General features: G+C 66.8%; 15 protein-coding genes, 1 tRNA gene and 2 pseudogenes. 16 read left to right on the top strand and 2 right to left on the bottom strand.

Features of this window, described 5'->3' with window-relative positions:
- Window positions 1–116: 116 nt before the first annotated feature.
- The 5 genes and pseudogenes from IFT82_RS16810 (at window position 117) to IFT82_RS16790 (ending at window position 3,609) form a co-directional block, all read left to right on the top strand.
- Window positions 117–958: pseudogene (locus tag IFT82_RS16810) on the top strand (IS5 family transposase).
- A gap of 27 nt (window positions 959–985) precedes the next feature.
- Window positions 986–1,180 (top strand): annotated as a pseudogene (locus IFT82_RS16805) (transposase); the annotation flags it as partial.
- An 810-nt stretch (window positions 1,181–1,990) separates the two neighbouring features.
- The gene (locus IFT82_RS16800) at window positions 1,991–2,626 is read left to right on the top strand and encodes a hypothetical protein (protein ID WP_192128971.1); all 636 of its coding nucleotides are present in this window, start codon (window positions 1,991–1,993) and stop codon (window positions 2,624–2,626) included.
- The gene (locus IFT82_RS16795; RefSeq protein WP_192128969.1) at window positions 2,623–3,003 is read left to right on the top strand and encodes a hypothetical protein; all 381 of its coding nucleotides are present in this window, start codon (window positions 2,623–2,625) and stop codon (window positions 3,001–3,003) included. Before IFT82_RS16800 ends, IFT82_RS16795 begins: the two co-directional genes overlap by 4 nt.
- 75 nt (window positions 3,004–3,078) lie before the next feature.
- Window positions 3,079–3,609 carry a hypothetical protein gene (locus IFT82_RS16790; protein WP_192128967.1) on the top strand — a complete coding sequence of 177 codons (531 nt, stop codon included), beginning with the start codon at window positions 3,079–3,081 and terminating at the stop codon, window positions 3,607–3,609.
- A 59-nt stretch (window positions 3,610–3,668) separates the two neighbouring features.
- On the opposite strand, the gene IFT82_RS16785 is transcribed toward IFT82_RS16790, so the two are convergent.
- On the bottom strand, window positions 3,669–3,974 hold the full coding sequence (locus tag IFT82_RS16785) for an ArsR/SmtB family transcription factor (protein ID WP_244646879.1): 306 nt from the start codon (window positions 3,972–3,974) through the stop codon (window positions 3,669–3,671).
- A gap of 191 nt (window positions 3,975–4,165) precedes the next feature.
- Between IFT82_RS16785 and IFT82_RS16780 the strand changes: the two genes are divergently transcribed.
- The 5 genes from IFT82_RS16780 to IFT82_RS16760 all read left to right on the top strand — a co-directional run bounded on the left by IFT82_RS16780 (window position 4,166) and on the right by IFT82_RS16760 (window position 8,273).
- Entirely contained in the window at window positions 4,166–4,933 is a 768-nt protein-coding gene (locus IFT82_RS16780) for a hypothetical protein (protein WP_244646875.1), read from the top strand.
- A gap of 104 nt (window positions 4,934–5,037) precedes the next feature.
- Window positions 5,038–5,919, top strand: coding sequence for a 3'-5' exonuclease (locus IFT82_RS16775; protein ID WP_192128963.1), 882 nt, complete (start codon window positions 5,038–5,040; stop codon window positions 5,917–5,919).
- A gap of 97 nt (window positions 5,920–6,016) precedes the next feature.
- Window positions 6,017–6,820 carry a hypothetical protein gene (locus IFT82_RS16770; RefSeq protein ID WP_192128961.1) on the top strand — a complete coding sequence of 268 codons (804 nt, stop codon included), beginning with the start codon at window positions 6,017–6,019 and terminating at the stop codon, window positions 6,818–6,820.
- Between the two features lie 50 nt (window positions 6,821–6,870).
- Complete coding sequence (locus IFT82_RS16765) at window positions 6,871–7,596, top strand: hypothetical protein (RefSeq protein ID WP_244646873.1); 726 nt, start codon at window positions 6,871–6,873, stop codon at window positions 7,594–7,596.
- The gene (locus IFT82_RS16760; RefSeq protein WP_192128957.1) at window positions 7,584–8,273 is read left to right on the top strand and encodes a hypothetical protein; all 690 of its coding nucleotides are present in this window, start codon (window positions 7,584–7,586) and stop codon (window positions 8,271–8,273) included. The genes IFT82_RS16765 and IFT82_RS16760 overlap by 13 nt, the downstream gene beginning before the upstream one ends.
- Window positions 8,274–8,814: 541 nt before the next feature.
- Here the strand turns inward: IFT82_RS16760 and IFT82_RS16755 are convergent.
- Window positions 8,815–8,888, bottom strand: a tRNA-Cys gene (locus IFT82_RS16755).
- Between the two features lie 247 nt (window positions 8,889–9,135).
- Here IFT82_RS16755 and IFT82_RS16750 point away from each other — a divergent pair.
- The 6 genes from IFT82_RS16750 to IFT82_RS16725 all read left to right on the top strand — a co-directional run bounded on the left by IFT82_RS16750 (window position 9,136) and on the right by IFT82_RS16725 (window position 18,424).
- A complete protein-coding gene (locus IFT82_RS16750; RefSeq protein ID WP_192128955.1) occupies window positions 9,136–9,807 on the top strand; it encodes a protein-L-isoaspartate O-methyltransferase family protein in 672 nt (223 codons plus the stop codon).
- Window positions 9,808–9,811: 4 nt separating this feature from the next.
- Window positions 9,812–11,332: a TolC family outer membrane protein gene (locus IFT82_RS16745; RefSeq protein WP_192128953.1), complete on the top strand. Its 1,521-nt coding sequence runs from the start codon at window positions 9,812–9,814 to the stop codon at window positions 11,330–11,332.
- Between the two features lie 26 nt (window positions 11,333–11,358).
- On the top strand, window positions 11,359–11,952 hold the full coding sequence (locus IFT82_RS16740; RefSeq protein WP_244646871.1) for a DUF2497 domain-containing protein: 594 nt from the start codon (window positions 11,359–11,361) through the stop codon (window positions 11,950–11,952).
- A 52-nt stretch (window positions 11,953–12,004) separates the two neighbouring features.
- A complete protein-coding gene (locus IFT82_RS16735) occupies window positions 12,005–13,615 on the top strand; it encodes a histidine kinase famiy protein (protein WP_192128951.1) in 1,611 nt (536 codons plus the stop codon).
- A 70-nt stretch (window positions 13,616–13,685) separates the two neighbouring features.
- Window positions 13,686–15,716, top strand: coding sequence for a S9 family peptidase (locus IFT82_RS16730; RefSeq protein ID WP_192128949.1), 2,031 nt, complete (start codon window positions 13,686–13,688; stop codon window positions 15,714–15,716).
- A gap of 41 nt (window positions 15,717–15,757) precedes the next feature.
- The gene (locus IFT82_RS16725; protein WP_192128947.1) at window positions 15,758–18,424 is read left to right on the top strand and encodes a valine--tRNA ligase; all 2,667 of its coding nucleotides are present in this window, start codon (window positions 15,758–15,760) and stop codon (window positions 18,422–18,424) included.
- Window positions 18,425–18,473: the final 49 nt, after the last annotated feature.

Genomic DNA, 18,473 nt, shown 5'->3' with positions numbered 1-18,473 from the left:
ACCAACCATCCATGCCTCCCGCCTGCGCCAAAGAGCATACAATGCAGCTTACTTCAGTTCCAGGTGACTAGAGGCTGTTATGGACTTGGAGGCGGGCCTGATTCATCCGGTATTGGATGAGCATTTGCCGCAAGCCGTATCCGTCTGACGTCAGCGATGAGGAATGGTCGCTGGTCGCGCCGTACCTGCTGTTGCAGCGCGAGGATGCCGGCCAGCGAGAGCATGATCTGCGCGAGGTGTTCAACGGACTGCGCTACATCGTGAAGACCGGCGCGCCGTGGCGGTGGATACCCAACGACCTGCCGCCCAGGGCGGCAGTGTATCAGCAGACGCAGCGGTGGCTGGCGGCGGGATGCTTCGAGGCGCGGGTGGATGATCTGCGCGCGGTGCTGCGGCTGGCGGCGGGGCGCAAGGCCGAGCCGACTGCCGCGATCATCGACAGCCGGACGCTGCGCTCCACGCCCGAGAGCGGCGAGCGCGCCGGCTATGACGGTGGGAAACGCAAGAAGGGTTCGAAGATCCACATGGCCGTCGATACGCTGGGCCATCTGCTGGCGCTTCATGTGACGCCGGCCAGTGCGGAGGACCGCGGCGAGGTGGAACGGCTCGCGCGGACCGTTCAGGCCGTCACCAACGACACCGTCGAACTTGTGTGGGTCGATCAGGGCTATACCGGCGAGCGCGCCGCCACCGCGGCCGCCAAACACGGGATCGCACTTGATGTCGTCAAACTGCCTGAGGCCAGGCGCGGCTTCGTCCTCTTGCCGCGATGCTCTGGGTGGTCGAGCGATCGTTCGCCTGGGCGACCCGCTTCCGGCGCCTCGTCAAAGATTACGAGCGCTACGCTGAAACACTCGCAGGACTTCACGTCGTCGCCTTCGCCTGCCTCATGATGAAACAGCCCACCGCGCTTGCCGCAGGTTCTGAGCTGCTGTCGGTTCCGTGGACACCGAGATAAGGTGTTTTTGGAACCGGAGGATGGAGGCAACGACGGAAGTTCAGCCGCGAGTTCAAGCTCGAGGCGGTGAAGCTGGTGCGGGAACGCGGGGTGTCGGTATCGCAGGCGGCGCGCGATCTGGACCTGCACGATAACGTGCTGCGCAAGTGGGTGCGCGAACAGACGACTGACCCGGGATCGGCGTTTCCCGGACACGGTGTGCTGAAGCCCGAGCAGCAGGAGAATGAAGGCCGCCTTTCAGCGCGATCTCGTCAATGGAAGGCGCTGCACGGCCCGGACAGGGAGGTCATGTTTCCGCGGATCCAAAGCCCGGGCTGCATGGGGCTTTCCGACTTCACTGACATGAACGGCTTACCGCCGCGTTGGTGGGACGCATTTCGTTCAGAGATGATTAAGCCATGCGGTCGGGCGGGGATGGCGCCGATCGAGCCGGACTGAAAAGCCGGTGCAACGATCAGTTGCCGGATTGATTGTGGCGACGTTCCCGTCGTACCATGCCGGCGTTCGCCATCAGGCGGACCGGGGCGTGAGAACCCCGCGATTAGTAGCCGAAAGCCCGGCCCGAACCAGTTTCGGCCGGGAGGCGGACGCGTATGTCCAAGGCCTTCGGGCCTAAAGGCGTTCGCGCTCGTCTAATCGCGAGTTCTCAACTTCCGGCTCACGGGCCGGCACCGCCTCGCCAACGGAGGTGGTGCCGCCGGCTGGACTAGCCGAGCGGCGCCAGCGCGAGACGAGGATCGCGAATGGTGTCGATTGAACAACTCGGCGGCAGACGGACTGCCGACATCGATTTCGCGATCATACATTGTCGGAGCCGCACGCGCGTCGTTAGCCGTCCCGATCGAACTAAGGAAACGAAGTCGTCAAGCCTCGTCTCGTCGCAGGACGCGCGCATCATGCCACGCCGCCGATGGACTCCTGCCGTAGTCGGAAATCGATACGCGTCCGCCTTGCCGGTGGCGCAATCGTTCGGGGCCACCGTCATCGTAGACGGCCTGATTCATCATCGCCATAATCGATAGGGCGGGACCGATGGAAGTTTCCCTTGCTGGGGGTGCCACCGGCATCTCGCACCCGCTGCGCAGCTGGTTGATCCCGCCGCGTCGCATCGCCGGCAAGACCTATCAGGGCGAGTGCGTCGTCGCGCGGGTCAGGCACGTTTCCTACCAGCAGCAGTCCACGATCTACGGCTCTTCGATGGGCGTCTTCGGCGTTTCCGACCGGGGTACCGGCTTCGTGGCGGGCGGCGGCGGCTTCGTCGACACCGTGCATCGCGGCGTCGTCAGTGTCGTGCTGGAGGACGAGGCGGGGCGGCACGTGACCGAGGAGCTTCCGGCATCGGTTTCGCTCCTCGACGACGGTGTGGTCCGGCTGGATCGCATCAACGGGCACCTGATCGCTGCCACCAACCTGACCGGGCGGCAGGGGCGCATCGTTCTACTAGGTCCCTCGGTGTTCATCGACGGCATTGGGTTCACCAGGCTGCACGGCGTCCTGATGGTTGCGACCGTCATGATGGCGGGTCAGATGCTGTCGGACCATCCGTTCCGCGGAGCGGCCCTGACGGCGGCCTGCGCGGCGCTGCCGTTGCTACGCTACCGCCGGATCCAGGCTGCCAAACGCCAGCGCGATCGGCTCAAGGACTACATGGTCGAGGTGATGTCATGATCCTTCTGGCACTCGCACTGCAGGCGACGACGCCGCCGATCGTCGATTGGCAGCCGTTCCCCATGCAGCGCATGCCCGCCGGCGGTCTATTCGACCGTTCGTCGGCGACACGCACCGCTGATGTGGTGAGGGCATGGGTCCGCTTGCTGAACGTCGAATTGAAGGGGGTCAACGAAGCGCGGCAGCAAGCGGACGTGCTGATGGAGGTCGACTGTCGCAAGGAGTTGATGAGGGGGCTGTCCTATCGGGTGACGCGTGCGGACGGTACCGTACTGAAGTCGGAATCGGCGACGCCAGAGCAGTCGAGATGGAAGCGCGCGACGATCGGCATGCGCGGCTACGACGCCCGGATGGCCCTCTGCAGGCTTGTGAAATGATTGGTCGGCCGAAAGCGGCGACTCGGTGCGATTTGTGCCCCGCTGGTTGATGGCGGGCATCATGATGGAGGCGACATGATCTGGTTGCTGATGATCGCCAGCGAGCACACCATCGGCTCGTCTGGATCGGAGCCGTTGGATCGCGGCAGGCATCAGGCATATCATGACGAGGCGGCGGCCCATCGAGCGCAAACCGCCCGCGGCGTCGCTAGGCGTTCGCCTGGAGAGCCACTGACATCCAGCGTCCGTAACATCGCTCCACTGGCGCGGCGCTGGCGGGTCGTCACGGACGCCGACCTCAGAGCCAGATCTGGATATTGGGCACCGCCCCGTTATAGGTATCATCGATCCGTGCGCGTCGATTTAGATCGCGATGGTCGGTCGGACGTCGTCGAGATGGTTGAGCACGATCGACAGATGGCGCTGCGCATATCGTATGGCGGGCGGCCGGTGTCCCGGATCGTCGCGCGGCATGAGGGGCACTGGACCGATCAGGGCCTCTTCGCCGCTGGCCGGGACGCGGTTATGGTCAATTTCCCTGAAAGCCGGGTCTATTTCCTATTCCAGCGCGGCGGCGACATCCGCGCGGAGTTCGTCGGCGACTGATCCTGAAGGTCGGCTGCCTTCCTATCGGGCTGGGTGTCGGCAAGATCCCGCCTATGCTGTCATTCTGGCTCAGTCGCCGCCCGTGTACCCCTTCCGCGCTCGCACGCATCAGAGAGAAACGCGCTCAGATCCTCCACCTGGGCCGTCTCCGCCCGGTATATGACCATGCGCCCGACCTTCTCGGCCGACAGCAGGCCAGCCGCGCTGAGGATCGCGAAGTGGGGACTCATGCCGTTCTTGGACATGTCGACCGCCTTGGCGATGTCGCCGGCGGTCATCCCGTCCGGCAGACGATCCACCAGCGTGCGCCACACCTGGAGCCTGGTCGGCTGCGCCAATGCGCTCATCACCCTCATGGCCTGCATCTTTTCCACTCCCAACCGATACGCGAAGCGATCACGTCCTTCCAAAGACTGATCCGCATATGGTAACGAACGGCTAACTATACAAATGTTCCTGAACCATTGAACTAATTTTGGTTCTATCCATATTGGTGGCCGGAAGGGTCGCCGTGGAGTGACGGCCCGCGCTTCACGGCGCGAACAGGAGCCATGTTATGGATGTCATGCTTGCGGAACAGCCGGCCGGGAATGACTACGAGATCGGCGATCAGCACGGTGGGATCGTCGTCCTGGACCCGTTGGACGACGACGCCCCCACGGATCGGGTGATCGTCACCACCGAGCGCGCGATCAGCCGGGTTGCGCTCGTCGCCGCCGAGACGGGCGCGCGCTTCCAGCGCCACGCGGTGCCGTACGACGCGATGGCGTGGATGCTGTCGCCGCGGAAGGCGTTCGACGGCGCCGCGCCGATCGAGGCCTGTCTCGGGCGTGATGCGTGCATGCGCGGCGTGCTGATGCATGGCCTCGGGCTGGGGCTCGACGTCGACAAGCCGGCGATCGACGCGCTGATGGCGCATGACGACGACGATGGCTTCGATGAGGCCGAGTTCGATCATCTCCACGGCGCCGCTTCCGCACCCGATACGCCGGGACGCCTCAGCCGTTCGCGGACCGGCCGCGCCACGAGGCTGCGCCTGTACACCGCGACCTTGGCGGACACCCGCGACAACGTCATGATCCAGGCCTTCCACGCCTCGATGGCGCGGAACGCCGAGGAGGTGAGGGCGCGTCTGGTCGGCCGGTTCGGCCCGGACTTGGCCGACGCCGCCGACATCCGGCCCGGCATCCACCGCGCCTCCCCCATCGTGATGGCGCTGGTGCCGGACGCTGTCGTCGAGATGATCCGGCGCATGCAGGGCGATCACCGCTCCCCGGCGGCCCGCACTTTCGGCGTCGACATCCAGCAGTGCATCCAGGCCTGACGCGCAAGGGCTGACGCCGCGCAGCTGCGCATTTGCGCCCAGGCATCGGCGCCGGTCGACCGGACCGCGGGCATGGACCGGCGGTCGGCAACAAGGAGCCCATCATGACCATTTTGACCGAGGTCGGCCACGTCGTCGCGGCCGCCGACGAGGACGTGCGCGTCCTTCACCCCTTGCGACTGCGGGAAGGATCGACCGGGGAGGGCAGTGGACGCGGCCCCTTCGTCGGCGTCGCCATCGACGTCGAGACCACCGGCCTCGACCATCGCACCGGCAAGGTGATCGAGCTCGCGATCCGGCGGTTCCGCTACGATTGCGACGGCATCGTCACCGACATCGACGAGCCGTACGAATGGCGGGAGGATCCAGGCGATCCGCTGCCGCCGGAGATCACGGCGCTCACCGGCCTGACCGACATCGATCTCGTCGGCGAGGAGATCGACGAGGATGCCGCGACGAGGCTCCTCCGGTCGGCCAGCTTCGTCGTGGCGCATAATTCGACCTTCGACCGCAACTGGGTCGAGGCGCGTCTGCCCCGCGCCCGCGGCCTCAACTGGTGCTGTTCCATGCGGCAGGTCGACTGGAAGGCCCGCGGCTTCGACGGCCGTGTACTCGGCTACCTCCTCGTGCAGAACGGCTTCTATCACTGCGGCCACCGCGCCTCGGCCGACGTCGACGCGCTGATCGAGATGCTCCGCCACCGCGACGGTGGCGGCCGCACCGCGCTGTCGGAGATGATCGAGCGGGGCTCCGGTCCCAGCTGGATCGTGCGGGCGAAGGGCGCCGACTTCGGCGTGAAGGACCTGCTGCGCGGCCGGGGATACCGCTGGGATGCCGAGCGCAAGGTCTGGGGGTGCGAGGTTGCCGACGCCGATCTCGTGCAGGAGCAGTGCTGGCTCGCGGCCAACGTCTACGCGGCCGGGGCCAACGCCAAGGCAATCTGCCCCGACCTCGAGCGCGTGACACCCCGAACCCGCTTCATCTGACGACTGCATCCACATCTGCTCCGCCGGGTAGCGCGCCGATCCGCATGCGGGGGGGTGGCGGCACCACCGATCGACATCATCACCAAGGAGAATGGAAATGGCTAAGAAGAAGACCACGGCGATCGTGCCTCTCACGGGCGAGGCGGCCGAGCGGGCCATCGGCTCGCCCCAGGCGGTCGCCAAGATCGTTGGCTCGGGCGGGGACATCGTGCGGGAGGGCGACACCACGCTCATCACCGGCAGATCGTACCTCACCAGCGCGGGCGTCATCGACGCCGACGAGATCTACTACGTCGCCGACAGCGGCAGGTCGGGCGAGGAAGGCCGGCGCCTGGGCGAGGCGGACAAGGTGGCGTGGCGCGATCCCGCCACCGGCTACGAATGCATCATGTTGCGCGCCACCGATGGCGGCCATCTTTCCGGGTACGTCGGCATTCCCCTCGATCATCCCCTGTGGGGATGGAAGTACGAGGCCGTCCCGGTCGACTTTGGCATCGAGGTCCACGGTGGCCTTACCTACGGCAGGATCTGCGAGGACGGTCCGACCCCGGAACGTCGCATCACCGCCGACGCCAGGCGCATCTGCCACGTCCCGCGGGGCCAGGTCAGATACGAGCCGATCACCCATGCCACCGATTACCGGGTGGAGGACGCGCACGCCTGGTGGTTCGGCTTCGACTGCGACCATGCCTATGACGTCGTGCCGGGACGCGCGAAGGACCACCAACCCTTCATGGCGGCGGAGATCGGCGGCGAGTACCGTGACGACGGCTACGTGTACCGCGAGGTGCGCAATCTCGCCTCCCAGCTTCGGGCGATCGCCGACGGCGAACCCGCGCCGCCTCGCGACGGGCCCCCGCCGCCGCCAATCTCGCTCGACCCCGGCGCGGGGGGGCGGTGATGGTTCGGTCCGATAACGCCGGCGATCTGCCGTGGGGATGGTGGCTGCGCATGTCCGACGGCGCGCTGGAGGACGAGGACGGGCGGCGCTGGCACAGCGTGCGCGATGCCTTCTGGCATGGCCACCTCCGGTTTCCGGGCGTCGCCCTCAAGGGCGAGCAGCAGGAGCTGCTCCTGCGGATCCTCAACGCCATTGATCGGCGGGACGCGTACGGCCAGGAGACGATGCACGACCTGCTCGGCGGTGATCTCATGTACTGGCGCTTCTACCGGTGCTGGCTCGCCTCCGTCGGTCTCACGGCGGCGGAGGGGGATCGGAACGTGTTCGACGCCCGGCTGTCAGGCGATGGCCGGTCCGTCATGCTCATGCTGCGGGCGACCCGTGACCCCGACTGGATCGATCTGCCGTTCGCCGACATCGTCGAGGCGATCGGCGCGGCAGATCGGGACGCTCCCGGCATCGCCCGCGAGACGGCGCTGCGGGCCTTCGAACGCAGCGTCGCCCGCCGCCCGCACGTGTTCGCCCGCGAGAGGATCGGGGGATCGCACGTCGTGACGTTGACGGGGATGGCGACGGCTGCGCGAATGCCCACCCGTTCCGTCATGTGGTCGCATCCCTTCGCCGCGTCGCCGGCGCGCGATGACTTCTTCGGATGGCTCGCCGGGCGCGTCGATCGCTGGGATGACTGGACGCGGCTCGCGTACGAGAGGGGCGCCTCCGCGCTGACCCAGCATCTCCTTACCCTCGTGCTGGAGGGCGGGGGATGGCCGTCATGACCGAGGCAGGCGCTGACGATGGCGGTGATCGCGACCGCAGCCCCTTCCATCTGGCGGGCGTCAGGGCGCGGCAGGAGATGCAGACGATCGACCGTCTCGCCGACTCGATGCACCTCGCCTCGTTCCGCGACTATCTGGAGGTCGCCGTGCAGTCGATGTCGACGCCGGTGCCCGACGTGCTGGCGATGGTCGGGTCGGACGTGGCAAGCGCGCTGCACAGCCTGCGGCCGTCCCAGGCTTGGCCGTCCCTCGCGGGGCGCGACAGGAGGCCGATCCCCCTGCTGGAGTGGCGCATTCCGACGTTCGGCGGGAGGAGGGGGCGACCCCGTGGACCGCGGACGGACGCATACGCGCTGCCGTACCGGATCGGCGACGCCATCGTCAGCGACGGCGCCTTGGCGGACTGGGTGCAGGTCGCGGTCTCCGGACCATCGCTCGAAGTCACTATGCGGGGTGGATCGTTCGAACTCTCCACCGTGGCGGGGCGGGCAAAAGTCTTGCTGACGGCGCGGTTGCCGGCGACTGTAGTGTCTGCCTGCGTGGGGCGGCGACTTGATTCGCTCGTCGCGCATCCGCTGTTCGCTGATCGAGATTACATCGTCACAGGAGCCGAGCATTTAGATGGCGGCACGGCCATAGAGTTCGACGTTGGTCAGGTCATTGTATCGACGAGTTGATGGGCGACGCCTGTGGCCAACGGCACGCGCTGATATGAGCCGAAACCAGTGGCAGGGTCGTTCTGTTCGAAACTTCGCCTTAGGGCTGCGTACCCCCCTATCTCAGGCGGAGCCATCTTCCACCATTCACCCACTGATCGTCAGCCGGGCGATGCACTCGGTCCAAGGCATGTTTTGAGCAGCCTCGCCTTCGCAGAGGTGGCAATGGCCAAATTATAGAAGACGACAAGTAGGCGAGATGTCGTCGTTCACCTTCGACGTCGGTCGGCTGTTGCCGCATCCGCCAAAGGAACCAACTGCATTTCGATGTCGGCTCGACGTGAAGCCATCGCTGGGCACACGATGTTAATGCTCTTTCTAGGGGGGCGCGGCGCAAGTCGCGGCCTTTATCTTCGTGTGCCGGAGGCAGCGTTGACGCTTCATACTGCCCCGAGAGCCCGACATAATACTACTCATCAGCTCACAATGAGTAGTCGTATTGATCATCGACACTGCTCAATGCGAAAAATTGAGCAGATTGGCGTGAAAATCGACAGGATATTGGAGGCCCGACCGGGAATCGAACCCGGGTGCAAGGATTTGCAGTCCTCTGCGTCACCACTCCGCCATCGGGCCTCGATCGCGTTGAGGCGGCGCCAATGGGGGGTTTTGGCGGCGCGGTCAACTGCCTGTTAAGGGCTGGTGCCGCAATCCCCGAAAACAGGCCCTGAAATTAGGCATCGCCATCGCTTTGACCTGCGGCGAATTATCCGTTCGCGGCGATGGCGTGGCATTGGTGCTTGGCGTGCTTCCGCAGGCGCGGTAGATGATGATGACAACTAGTGTATTGCATGGGTAAGACGCCCGTGCCAGAAGGTCAGGGATGACGACGATCAGCACCCCCGCAGCCGCCGATACCTCGGTCTTCCGCCAGGCGATGGTGGCGAGCCAGCTTCGCCCCAACGACGTCAACGATGCCCGCGTGGTCACCGCGATGGCGACCATCGCGCGCGAGGATTTCGTGCCGGGCACCGCGCCCGATCTGGCCTATCGCGACCGGGCGCTGCCGCTGGGCGGCGGACGTTTCCAGAACCCCCCGCTCGCCACCGCGCGCCTGCTGACCGAAGCGGAGATCGTGCGCGAGGATCGCGTGCTGCTGATCGGTGCCGCGACGGGCTATACCGCCACGATCCTGGCGCTGCTCGGTGCACGGGTGACGGCGGTGGAAAGCGATCCGGCGCTGGTCGCGATCGCACGGACGACCTTGGCCGATGTTCCCGGCGTGGAACTGGTCGAGGGGGCGATGGCGGCGGGGCATTCCGCCGGTGCGCCCTACGACGTGCTGCTGATCGATGGCGCGATCGACGAACTGCCGACCGCGTTGCTGGAACAGTTGCGCGTCGACGGCCGGATCGCGATGGGCGTCGCGCAGAACGGCGTGACCCGACTCGCGGTCGGCCGGCGCACGGCGGGTGGCCATGCCGCCGTGCCGTTCGCGGATAGCGAGTGCGTGGTCCTGCCGGGCTTCCTGCGCCCCGCCGCATTCCGCTTCTGATCCGATGGCCCCCCGCCGGTTCCGGGTTGCCGCGCTTGGCGGCATCATGCTTGTTGCCGCGCCCGCCTCGGCGGATACGCTGCGTGAGGCATTGGCGCGCGCCTATGCCAGCAACCCGACCCTGACCGGGCAGCGGGCCGCCCTGCGCGCGACGGACGAGAACGTGCCGATCGCCCGGGCAAGCGGTCTGCCCAGCGCCAATCTGACCGGGCAGTTCACCGAGAATGCGGTGCAGGCGTCGAACGCCTTCTTCAATCCGGAGCGGTCGGCAACCGGCATCGCGCAATTGTCGGTGCCGCTTTTTCAGGGCGGGGCGGTCCGCAACGGCGTCCGTGCCGCCGAATCGCGGGTCGAGGCAGGACGCGCCAACCTGCGCGGGACCGAGGCGAACCTGTTCACCAACGTCGTCGGCTCGTACATGAACGTGATCCGCGACGAAGCGATCGTCGGGCTCAACACGCAGAACGTGCGCGTGCTGGAAACGAACCTGAACGCCAGTCGCGACCGGTTTCAGGTCGGCGACCTGACCCGAACCGATGTCGCCCAGTCGGAGGCACGGCTGGCACAGGCCCGGGCGCAGCTTCAGTCGGCACAGGCGCAGCTGGTTTCGAGCCGCGAGAACTACCTGAATTTCGTCGGCGCACCACCGGGTGTGCTGGAAGAGCCGCCGACGCTGCCCAATCTGCCCGCCACCCCCGATGCCGCCGTGGTCGAGGCGTTGCAGAGCAACCCCCAGATCCTGGCCGCGCAGAAGGCACGGGATGCCAGCCGCTTCGATGTCGGGGTGGCCCGCGCCAACCGGTTGCCGCGGGTATCCGCCGTCGCGCAGGGCAACTACTTCAACTATCTGGGATCGGCGCCTGCATCCGTCACCGGGATCGCCCAGCCCAATTCGCAGCGGACCGCGACCACCGGGCTGCAGCTGACGCTGCCGTTGTTCCAGGGCGGGCGCCCCGCCGCGCAGGTGCGTCAGGCGCAGGCGCTCCAGAGCCAGGCGATCGAGAACGTCACCGCGATCGAACGCAACGTGATCGCGCAGGCGCGTTCCGCCTATGCGATCTGGCGATCCTCGCTGGAGGTGATCGCCTCTTCCGAGACGGCGGTGAATGCCAACAAACTGTCGCTGGAAGGGGTGCGTGCCGAGAACAGCGTCGGCACGCGGACGATCCTCGATATCCTCAATGCCGAGCAGGAACTGCTGAACAGCCAGGTCACGCTAGTCAGCGCGCGGCGCGATGCCTATGTCGCCGGGTTCGCCCTGCTCGCCGCGATGGGCGATGCGGAGGCGCGCGACCTGGGGCTGGAGGGCGGCGCGCTGTATGACCCGACGCTCAACTATCGTCGCGTCCGCCACAGCATCAACGATTTCGACAGCGATCCGGAGCCGGTGCCGGTCGGAACGTCCACCGCGGGCAGCCCCGCGCAGAATGCCCGCGTCGTCCGCCCGCAGGACCCGCTGCTCAAGACGGATGTTGACAGGACCCCGGCGTTGACGACAGGTGCGGCCTCACCGAACCGCCAATAAGACGGCTTGTACAGGACTTAGCTGGAATGGGTGACATCAGCGCTGAACCGTCGATGGAAGAGATTCTGTCGTCCATCAAGCGGATCATGGCCGAGGAGGGCGAAGGGCCGGTGCGGTCGCGGCGCCCGGCGCGTCCGATCGCGACGAGCGCGTCGGCCATGCCCTATGACGATGAAGGCGACTCGATCCTCGAACTCGACGACCCGATCGTGCCGATGCCGCGCATCTCGCCCGAGCCGGTGGCTCCGCCGCGCCCGATGACCACGGCCTCCATTCCCCGTCACGGACCGGTGGCGGAAGAAGCCGACGAGCCGGCACCGACGCCGCCATCGCCACCGCGTCCGGCGGTGTCCGAACCCGATGCCGACGCGGTCGAGCCGCTCGTGTCGGACCGGGTGGCGGCGGCAAGCCGGCAGGCGATCGACCAGTTGACCCGCACCCTGAGCGCCGCGGCACCCGCGCCGACGCCGGCCGGTGCGCCGACGGCGGACGCCAGTCTGGAAGGGCTGGTCCGGGAGATGTTGCGCCCGATGCTGCGCGACTGGCTCGACAGCCGGTTGCCGGCGATCGTCGAGCAACATGTGGCGGCCGAGATCGCGCGTATCACCGGCGGCCGTTGATGCGGTCGATCAGGGTCGGGAACGGGTGTCGCCGTGTCCGGTTGTTGGCGGCATGAACGACCACACCACGCCGACCGCCGAATTCGAGGCCGGTACCGTTTTGCCGTCACGGATCAGCGATGACCGTCCTCCGCACGATGCACCGAGCGATATCTTCTTCGCGGCGGTGAAGACCACGCGGATGCCGATGGTCGTCACCGATCCGCATCAGCCCGACAATCCGATCATCTTCTGTAACGACGCCTTCTCGTTCATGACCGGTTATGCCGAGCATGAGATCGTCGGCAGCAACTGCCGTTTCCTGCAAGGGCCGGAAACCGACCGCGAGATGATCGCGCAGGTCCGCGCCGCGATCGAGAAGCGGGAAGAGGTGGCGGTCGAGGTCCTGAACTATCGCAAGAACGGCTCGACCTTCTGGAATGCGTTGTTCGTGTCGCCCGTCCTCGATCAGGCGGGGAATCTTCTATACTTCTTCGGATCGCAGCTCGACATCTCGCGCCGTCGTGAGGCGGAAGAGGCGTTGCACGAGGCGCAGAAGATGGAGGCGGTCGGCAAGCTGACCGGCGGCATCGCCCATGATTTCAACAATCTGCTGCAGGTCATCCTGGGCTATGTCGATATCCTGGAGGCGCGCGTCGCCCCGGACGATCGCTCCGCGCGACGGGCGGTGGAGGCGATCGCCACCTCCGCCAATCGTGGCGCGATGCTGACGCAGCAATTGCTGGCCTTCGCGCGCAAGCAGGAATTGCGGGATCGACTGCTCAACTTCAATTCGCTGATCGGCGATTTCCGGCCGATCATCGATCGCACGGCGGGGGAGGGTGCCACCGTTCGGCGGCAGCTCGACGACAATCTGTGGAACTGCCGCATCGATCCGGTGCAGGCGGAAATGGCGTTGCTCAACATCATCGGCAACGCGCGCGACGCGGCGGGCGGCACCGGCACGATCACGCTGACGACGCGCAACGCCGTGCTGCCGGGGGACGAGGCGGATGCTCCGCCCCGGCTGGATGCGGGCGAATATGTCGTGGTGACGGTGACGGACGACGGACCGGGCATGGAGGCCGCCGTTCTCGACAAGGTCTTCGATCCGTTCTTCACCACCAAGGAAATGGGCAAGGGCACCGGGTTGGGCCTGGCGATGGTGTATGGCTTCATGCGCCAGTCGGGCGGACTGGCGACCGCGCGCAACGGCGAGGATGGCGGGGCGATCTTTTCGCTCTACTTCCCGCGCGCCAGCGGCTCGGTCGCGTCGCGGCCCACCGCGTCGCCCGCGCGCGATGCCGGCGGACGTGAGCGGGTGCTGATGGTCGAGGATCAGCCCGAGGTCGGCGAACTGGGACGCGAGATGCTGCGCGATCTGGGGTATGACGTGACGCTGTGCAGCAGCGGGCGGGCTGCGCTGGATGTGATGCAGGCCGACCGGGATTATCAGCTGCTGTTCACCGATATCCTGATGCCGGGCGGCATGAACGGGGTCGCGCTGGCCAATGCGATCAAGCGCGATTACCCGCATACCGCGGTGCTGCTGACCACCGGTTTCGCCGACGAAGCGATCGACGAGGGCGCGCGGTCCTACGAACTGATCCGCAAGCCCTATCGTCGGGCCGAACTGAACGAGCGCATCCGGCAGGTGCTCGACAGGCCGGGCGCGCGCACCTGATCGGTTGACCGGCTTGCGGAAACGGTCGGGGGCTTTGATCCGGCCCCCGGCTGTTCTAGCACTGTCCGTCATGAAGCATCTTTTCCTGATCGGGGCGGCCCTTGCCGCCAGCCCCGCCGCCGCCCGGCAGTTGACGATCGACGACGTGACGATGCTGTCGCGGATCGGCGCGCCGGTCGCCTCTAAGGACGGGCACTGGATGGTCTGGGCGCAGCGCGAAACCGATCTGGCGCAGGACCGGGGGCGCTACGACCTCTGGCGGCTCGACCTGACCAGACGGGGCGCCGCGCCGGAGAAACTGGTCGCCGAACCCGATGTCGACGAGAACGATCCGCAGATCGTGGGCGACACGGTGTATTTTACCTCCAGCAAGGGCGGTGGCGACGGCGCCGTATGGGCAATCCCGGTTACGGGTGGCACCCCGCGCGCGATCACCGCATTCGGCGGCGGGTTCAACGGGTTCAAGGTATCGCCCGACGCCAGTCGCCTGGTGATCTGGGCGGATCGCCGGCCCGGCGCACCCAGCCTGGTACCGGCGGTGGTGAAAAGGGCGGCCGATGCGGGCAGCGGCCGCACCTATGACCGGTTGTTCGTCCGCCATTGGGATACATGGGCGGACGGCACCCGGTCGCAACTGTTCGTGCTGCCGCTGACGGCGCAGGGCGCGACCGGCGATGGTGTCGCGATCGGTGGTACGCTGATCGGGGATACGCCGTCCAAGCCGTTCGGCGGGGCCGAAGAGGTGGCATGGAGCCCCGACAGCCGCACCGTCTATTTCGCGCTGCGGGAAGCGGGGCGGATCGAGGCGACCTCGACCAATCTCGATATCTTCGCGGCATCGGCGGATGGATCGGCCGCGCCGGTCAACCTGACCGATGCGAACGACGCGACCGACACGCTGCCCGCGGTGTCGCCGGATGGCCGTCGCCTCGCCTATGTCGCGATGAAACGGCCCGGCTACGAAGCGGATCGACAGGTGCTGATGATCCGCGATCTCGCCACGGGGCAGGTGCGGGCGGTGACCGAAGCGTGGGACCGGTCGATCGCATCGATCGCTTGGGCGCCCGATGGCCGGTCGCTGTACGTCACCGCCGACGATGTTCAGGAAACGCCGCTGTTCCGGGTCGACGCCGCCGGCGGCCGGGTGACGCGGCTGACCGGTGAGGGACATGTCAGCGCGGTCGCGATATTGCCGAAAGGCGCGGTCGTCGCCCTGAACAGCCTGACCGCGCCGGACGATTACTACCGGGTCACCCGTCCCGGCCGGGCCGACCGGCTGACCAATGTGAATGCCGCGAAGCTGGCGGGCATCGATATGCCGACCGTGTCGCGCTTTTCGTTCGCCGGTGCCAATAACGACACCGTCCACGGCTATGCGGTGCGCCCGGTGGGCAGCAGCGGCAAGGTGCCGATCGCGTACATGGTGCATGGCGGGCCGCAGGGGTCGAGCAACAACAGCTGGTCGTATCGATGGAATCCCGCCGTGTTCGCCGGGGCGGGGTACGGTCTGGTCACGGTCGATTTCCACGGATCGACCGGATACGGGCAGGGCTTCACCGATGCGATCCGCAACAACTGGGGCGGCTGGCCGCTGGAGGACCTGCAAAAGGGACTCGCCGCCGCGACCGCGAAGCACGACTGGCTGGATGCCGACCGCGCCTGTGCGCTTGGTGCGTCATATGGCGGCTATATGATGAACTGGATCGAGGGGATGTGGCCCGACCGGTTCAAGTGCATCGTCCAGCACGACGGCGTGTTCGATGCGCGCGCGATGGCCTACGAAACCGAGGAACTGTGGTTCGACGAGTGGGAACATGGCGGCAAGACCTATTTCCAGGACCCGCAGGCGTTCGAGAAATGGAACCCCGTGAACCTCGTCGATCGGTGGAAGACGCCGATGCTGGTCATCACCAGCGAGAAGGATTTCCGTATCCCCTATACGCAGGGGCTGGCGGCGTTCACGGCGCTCCAGCGCCGCGACGTGGCCTCGCGCCTGCTGGTGTTTCCCAACGAGAATCACTGGGTGATGAAGCCGAAGAACTCGCGGCAATGGTATGGCGAGGTGCTGGGCTGGATGGACCGGTGGACACGTCGACCCTGAAGGGGTGACGAGACGGGGGCAGCGCGGCTAAGGGTTCGCATATGACCGAGCTTCCCAAGACCTTCGACCCCGCCGCCATCGAACGCCACTGGTACGCGCACTGGGAGGCGAACGGCCTGTTCCGCCCCGACCGGCCGGGGGCGGAGCCGTGGACGATCGTCAACCCGCCGCCCAACGTGACGGGTAGCCTGCACATCGGCCACGCGCTCGACAACACGTTGCAGGATATCCTGACCCGTCATGCCCGGTTGAAGGGCAAGGATGCGATGTGGGTGGTCGGCACCGACCATGCCGGGATCGCCACGCAGATGGTGGTCGAGCGCAATCTGGCGAAGGAGGGCGTGAAGCGCACCGAGCTGGGCCGCGAAGCGTTCATCGACAAGGTGTGGGCGTGGAAGGCGGAATCGGGGGGGCAGATCACCCGGCAGTTGCGCCGGCTGGGCTGTTCGATGGACTGGTCCAACGAACGCTTCACGATGGACGAGGGTTTTTCGGCGGCGGTCATCAAGGTGTTCGTCGAGCTGCACCGGCGGGGCCTGCTCTACCGCGACAAGCGGCTGGTGAACTGGGATGCCGGGCTGGGCACCGCGATCAGCGACCTGGAGGTCGAGACGCGCGAGGTGCAGGGCAAGTTCTGGCACCTGACCTATCCGCTGGCGGACGGCAGCGGGACGATCTCGGTCGCGACCACCCGGCCGGAAACGATGCTGGCCGACATGGCGGTGGCGGTGAACCCGGCGGACGACCGCTACACCACGCTGATCGGGGCGCAGGTGCGCCTGCCGATCACCGGCCGGCTGATCCCGATCGTCGCCGACGAACACGCCGATCCGGCACTGGGGTCGGGCGCGGTGAAGATCACGCCGGGGCATGACTTCAACGACTTCGAGGTCGGCCGTCGCGCCGGGATCGAAGCGCGCGACATGCTCAACATGCTGGATGCCAAGGCGCGGATCGTCGATTGCGGCGGTGTGCCCGCTGACCTTATCGGGCTCGACCGGTTCGAGGCGCGGACCCGCATCGTCGCGATGCTGGAGGAGGCCGGTGTGCTGGAACGGGTCGAGGACCGCGTGATCCAGACGCCGTATGGCGACCGGTCCGGCGTGGTGATCGAGCCCTGGCTGACCGACCAATGGTATGTCGATGCCAAGACGCTGGCCGCCCCCGCGATCGAGGCGGTGCGCAGCGGCGCGATCCGGCTGGTGCCGAAGACGTGGGAGAAGACCTTCTTCAACTGGATGGAGAACATCCAGCCATGGTGCGTGTCGCGCCAGCTATGGTGGGGCCACCAGATCCCGGCGTGGTTCGCCGACGACGGCCGCATCTTCGTCGCCGAAACCGAAGGCGAGGCGCAGGCGGAAGCGGGGGAGGGCGTCGTCCTGACCCGCGATCCCGACGTGCTGGATACCTGGTTCTCCTCCGCCCTCTGGCCGTTCGCGACGCTGGGCTGGCCGGAGAATGGCGATCCGACGCTCGGCCGCCGTTATCCCAATGACGTGCTGATCTCGGGCTTCGACATCCTGTTCTTCTGGAATGCCCGGATGATGATGCAGGGCATCGAGTTCATGGGCGATGTGCCCTTCAGGACACTGTATCTCCATGGCCTCGTCCGCGCGGCGGACGGCGCGAAGATGTCGAAGTCGAAGGGCAATACCGTCGATCCGCTGGGGTTGATCGACAAATACGGCGCCGATGCGCTGCGCTTCTTCATGGCGGCGATGGAAAGCCAGGGCCGCGACATCAAGATGGATGAACGCCGGGTCGAGGGGTATCGCAACTTCGCGACCAAGCTGTGGAACGCCTGCCGCTTCGCGCAAGGATATGGCATCGGCGGGTCGACCTCGCTGGAACCGCCCGTCGCCACCCAGGCGGTGAACCAGTGGATCATCGCCGAATGCGTCGCGACGGTGCAGGCGGTCGACCTCGCGCTGGCCGAATACCGGTTCGATGCCGCCGCCAACGCCATCTACCAGTTCGTCTGGAGCCGGTTCTGCGACTGGTATCTCGAACTCATCAAGCCGGTGGTGAACCGGGCCGAGGGGGCGGTGCCCGCCGCGGACGAACGGGGCCGGATCGATGATGAGACGCGCGCGGTCGCCGGCTGGACGCTCGACCAGATTCTCGTGATGCTCCATCCGTTCATGCCGTTCATCACCGAGGAACTGTGGCACGGTCTGGCGCCGCGGACGCACGACCTGATCGTCGGCCAGTGGCCGATGCCCGATGCCCGTGCGCTGAACCCGGAAGCGAGCAGGGAAGTCGACTGGCTGATCCGTCTCGTGTCGGAAATCCGGGCGGCGCGCACCGAACTGAACGTGCCGCCGGGCGCCCGCCTGCCGCTCCACGTCCGCGATGCGGGTGAGGAAACGACGGCGCGGCTGGCCCGGCAGCAGCCGGTACTTGCCCGACTGGCGCGGGTCGATCTGGCGGAGGGCGAGGCGAACGGCGGTGCGGCGCAGGTGGTGGTGGACGAGGCGACCTTCGTCCTGCCGCTGGAAGGCGTGATCGACCTCGATGCCGAGCGTGCGCGACTGGCCAAGGCGATCGCCGCCACCGAAAAGGAGCGCGACGCACTGGGCGGGCGGCTGTCCAACGCCAGTTTCGTCGAGCGCGCGAAGCCCGAGGCCGTGGAGAAGGCACGGGCCGATCATGCCGACAAGATGGCGGAAGCGGCACGCCTGCACGCGGCGCTGGGCCGGTTGGGCTGAACGTCCGTCGCCCCTGCACAGGCAGGGGCGACAGGGTATGTTCCCGGCC

Source organism: Sphingomonas sp. CFBP 8760 (assembly GCF_014841615.1).
Lineage (GTDB): Bacteria > Pseudomonadota > Alphaproteobacteria > Sphingomonadales > Sphingomonadaceae > Sphingomonas.
The sequence above is the reverse complement of the archived record's forward strand: the minus strand, read 5'-3'. Positions and strand labels throughout refer to the sequence as shown.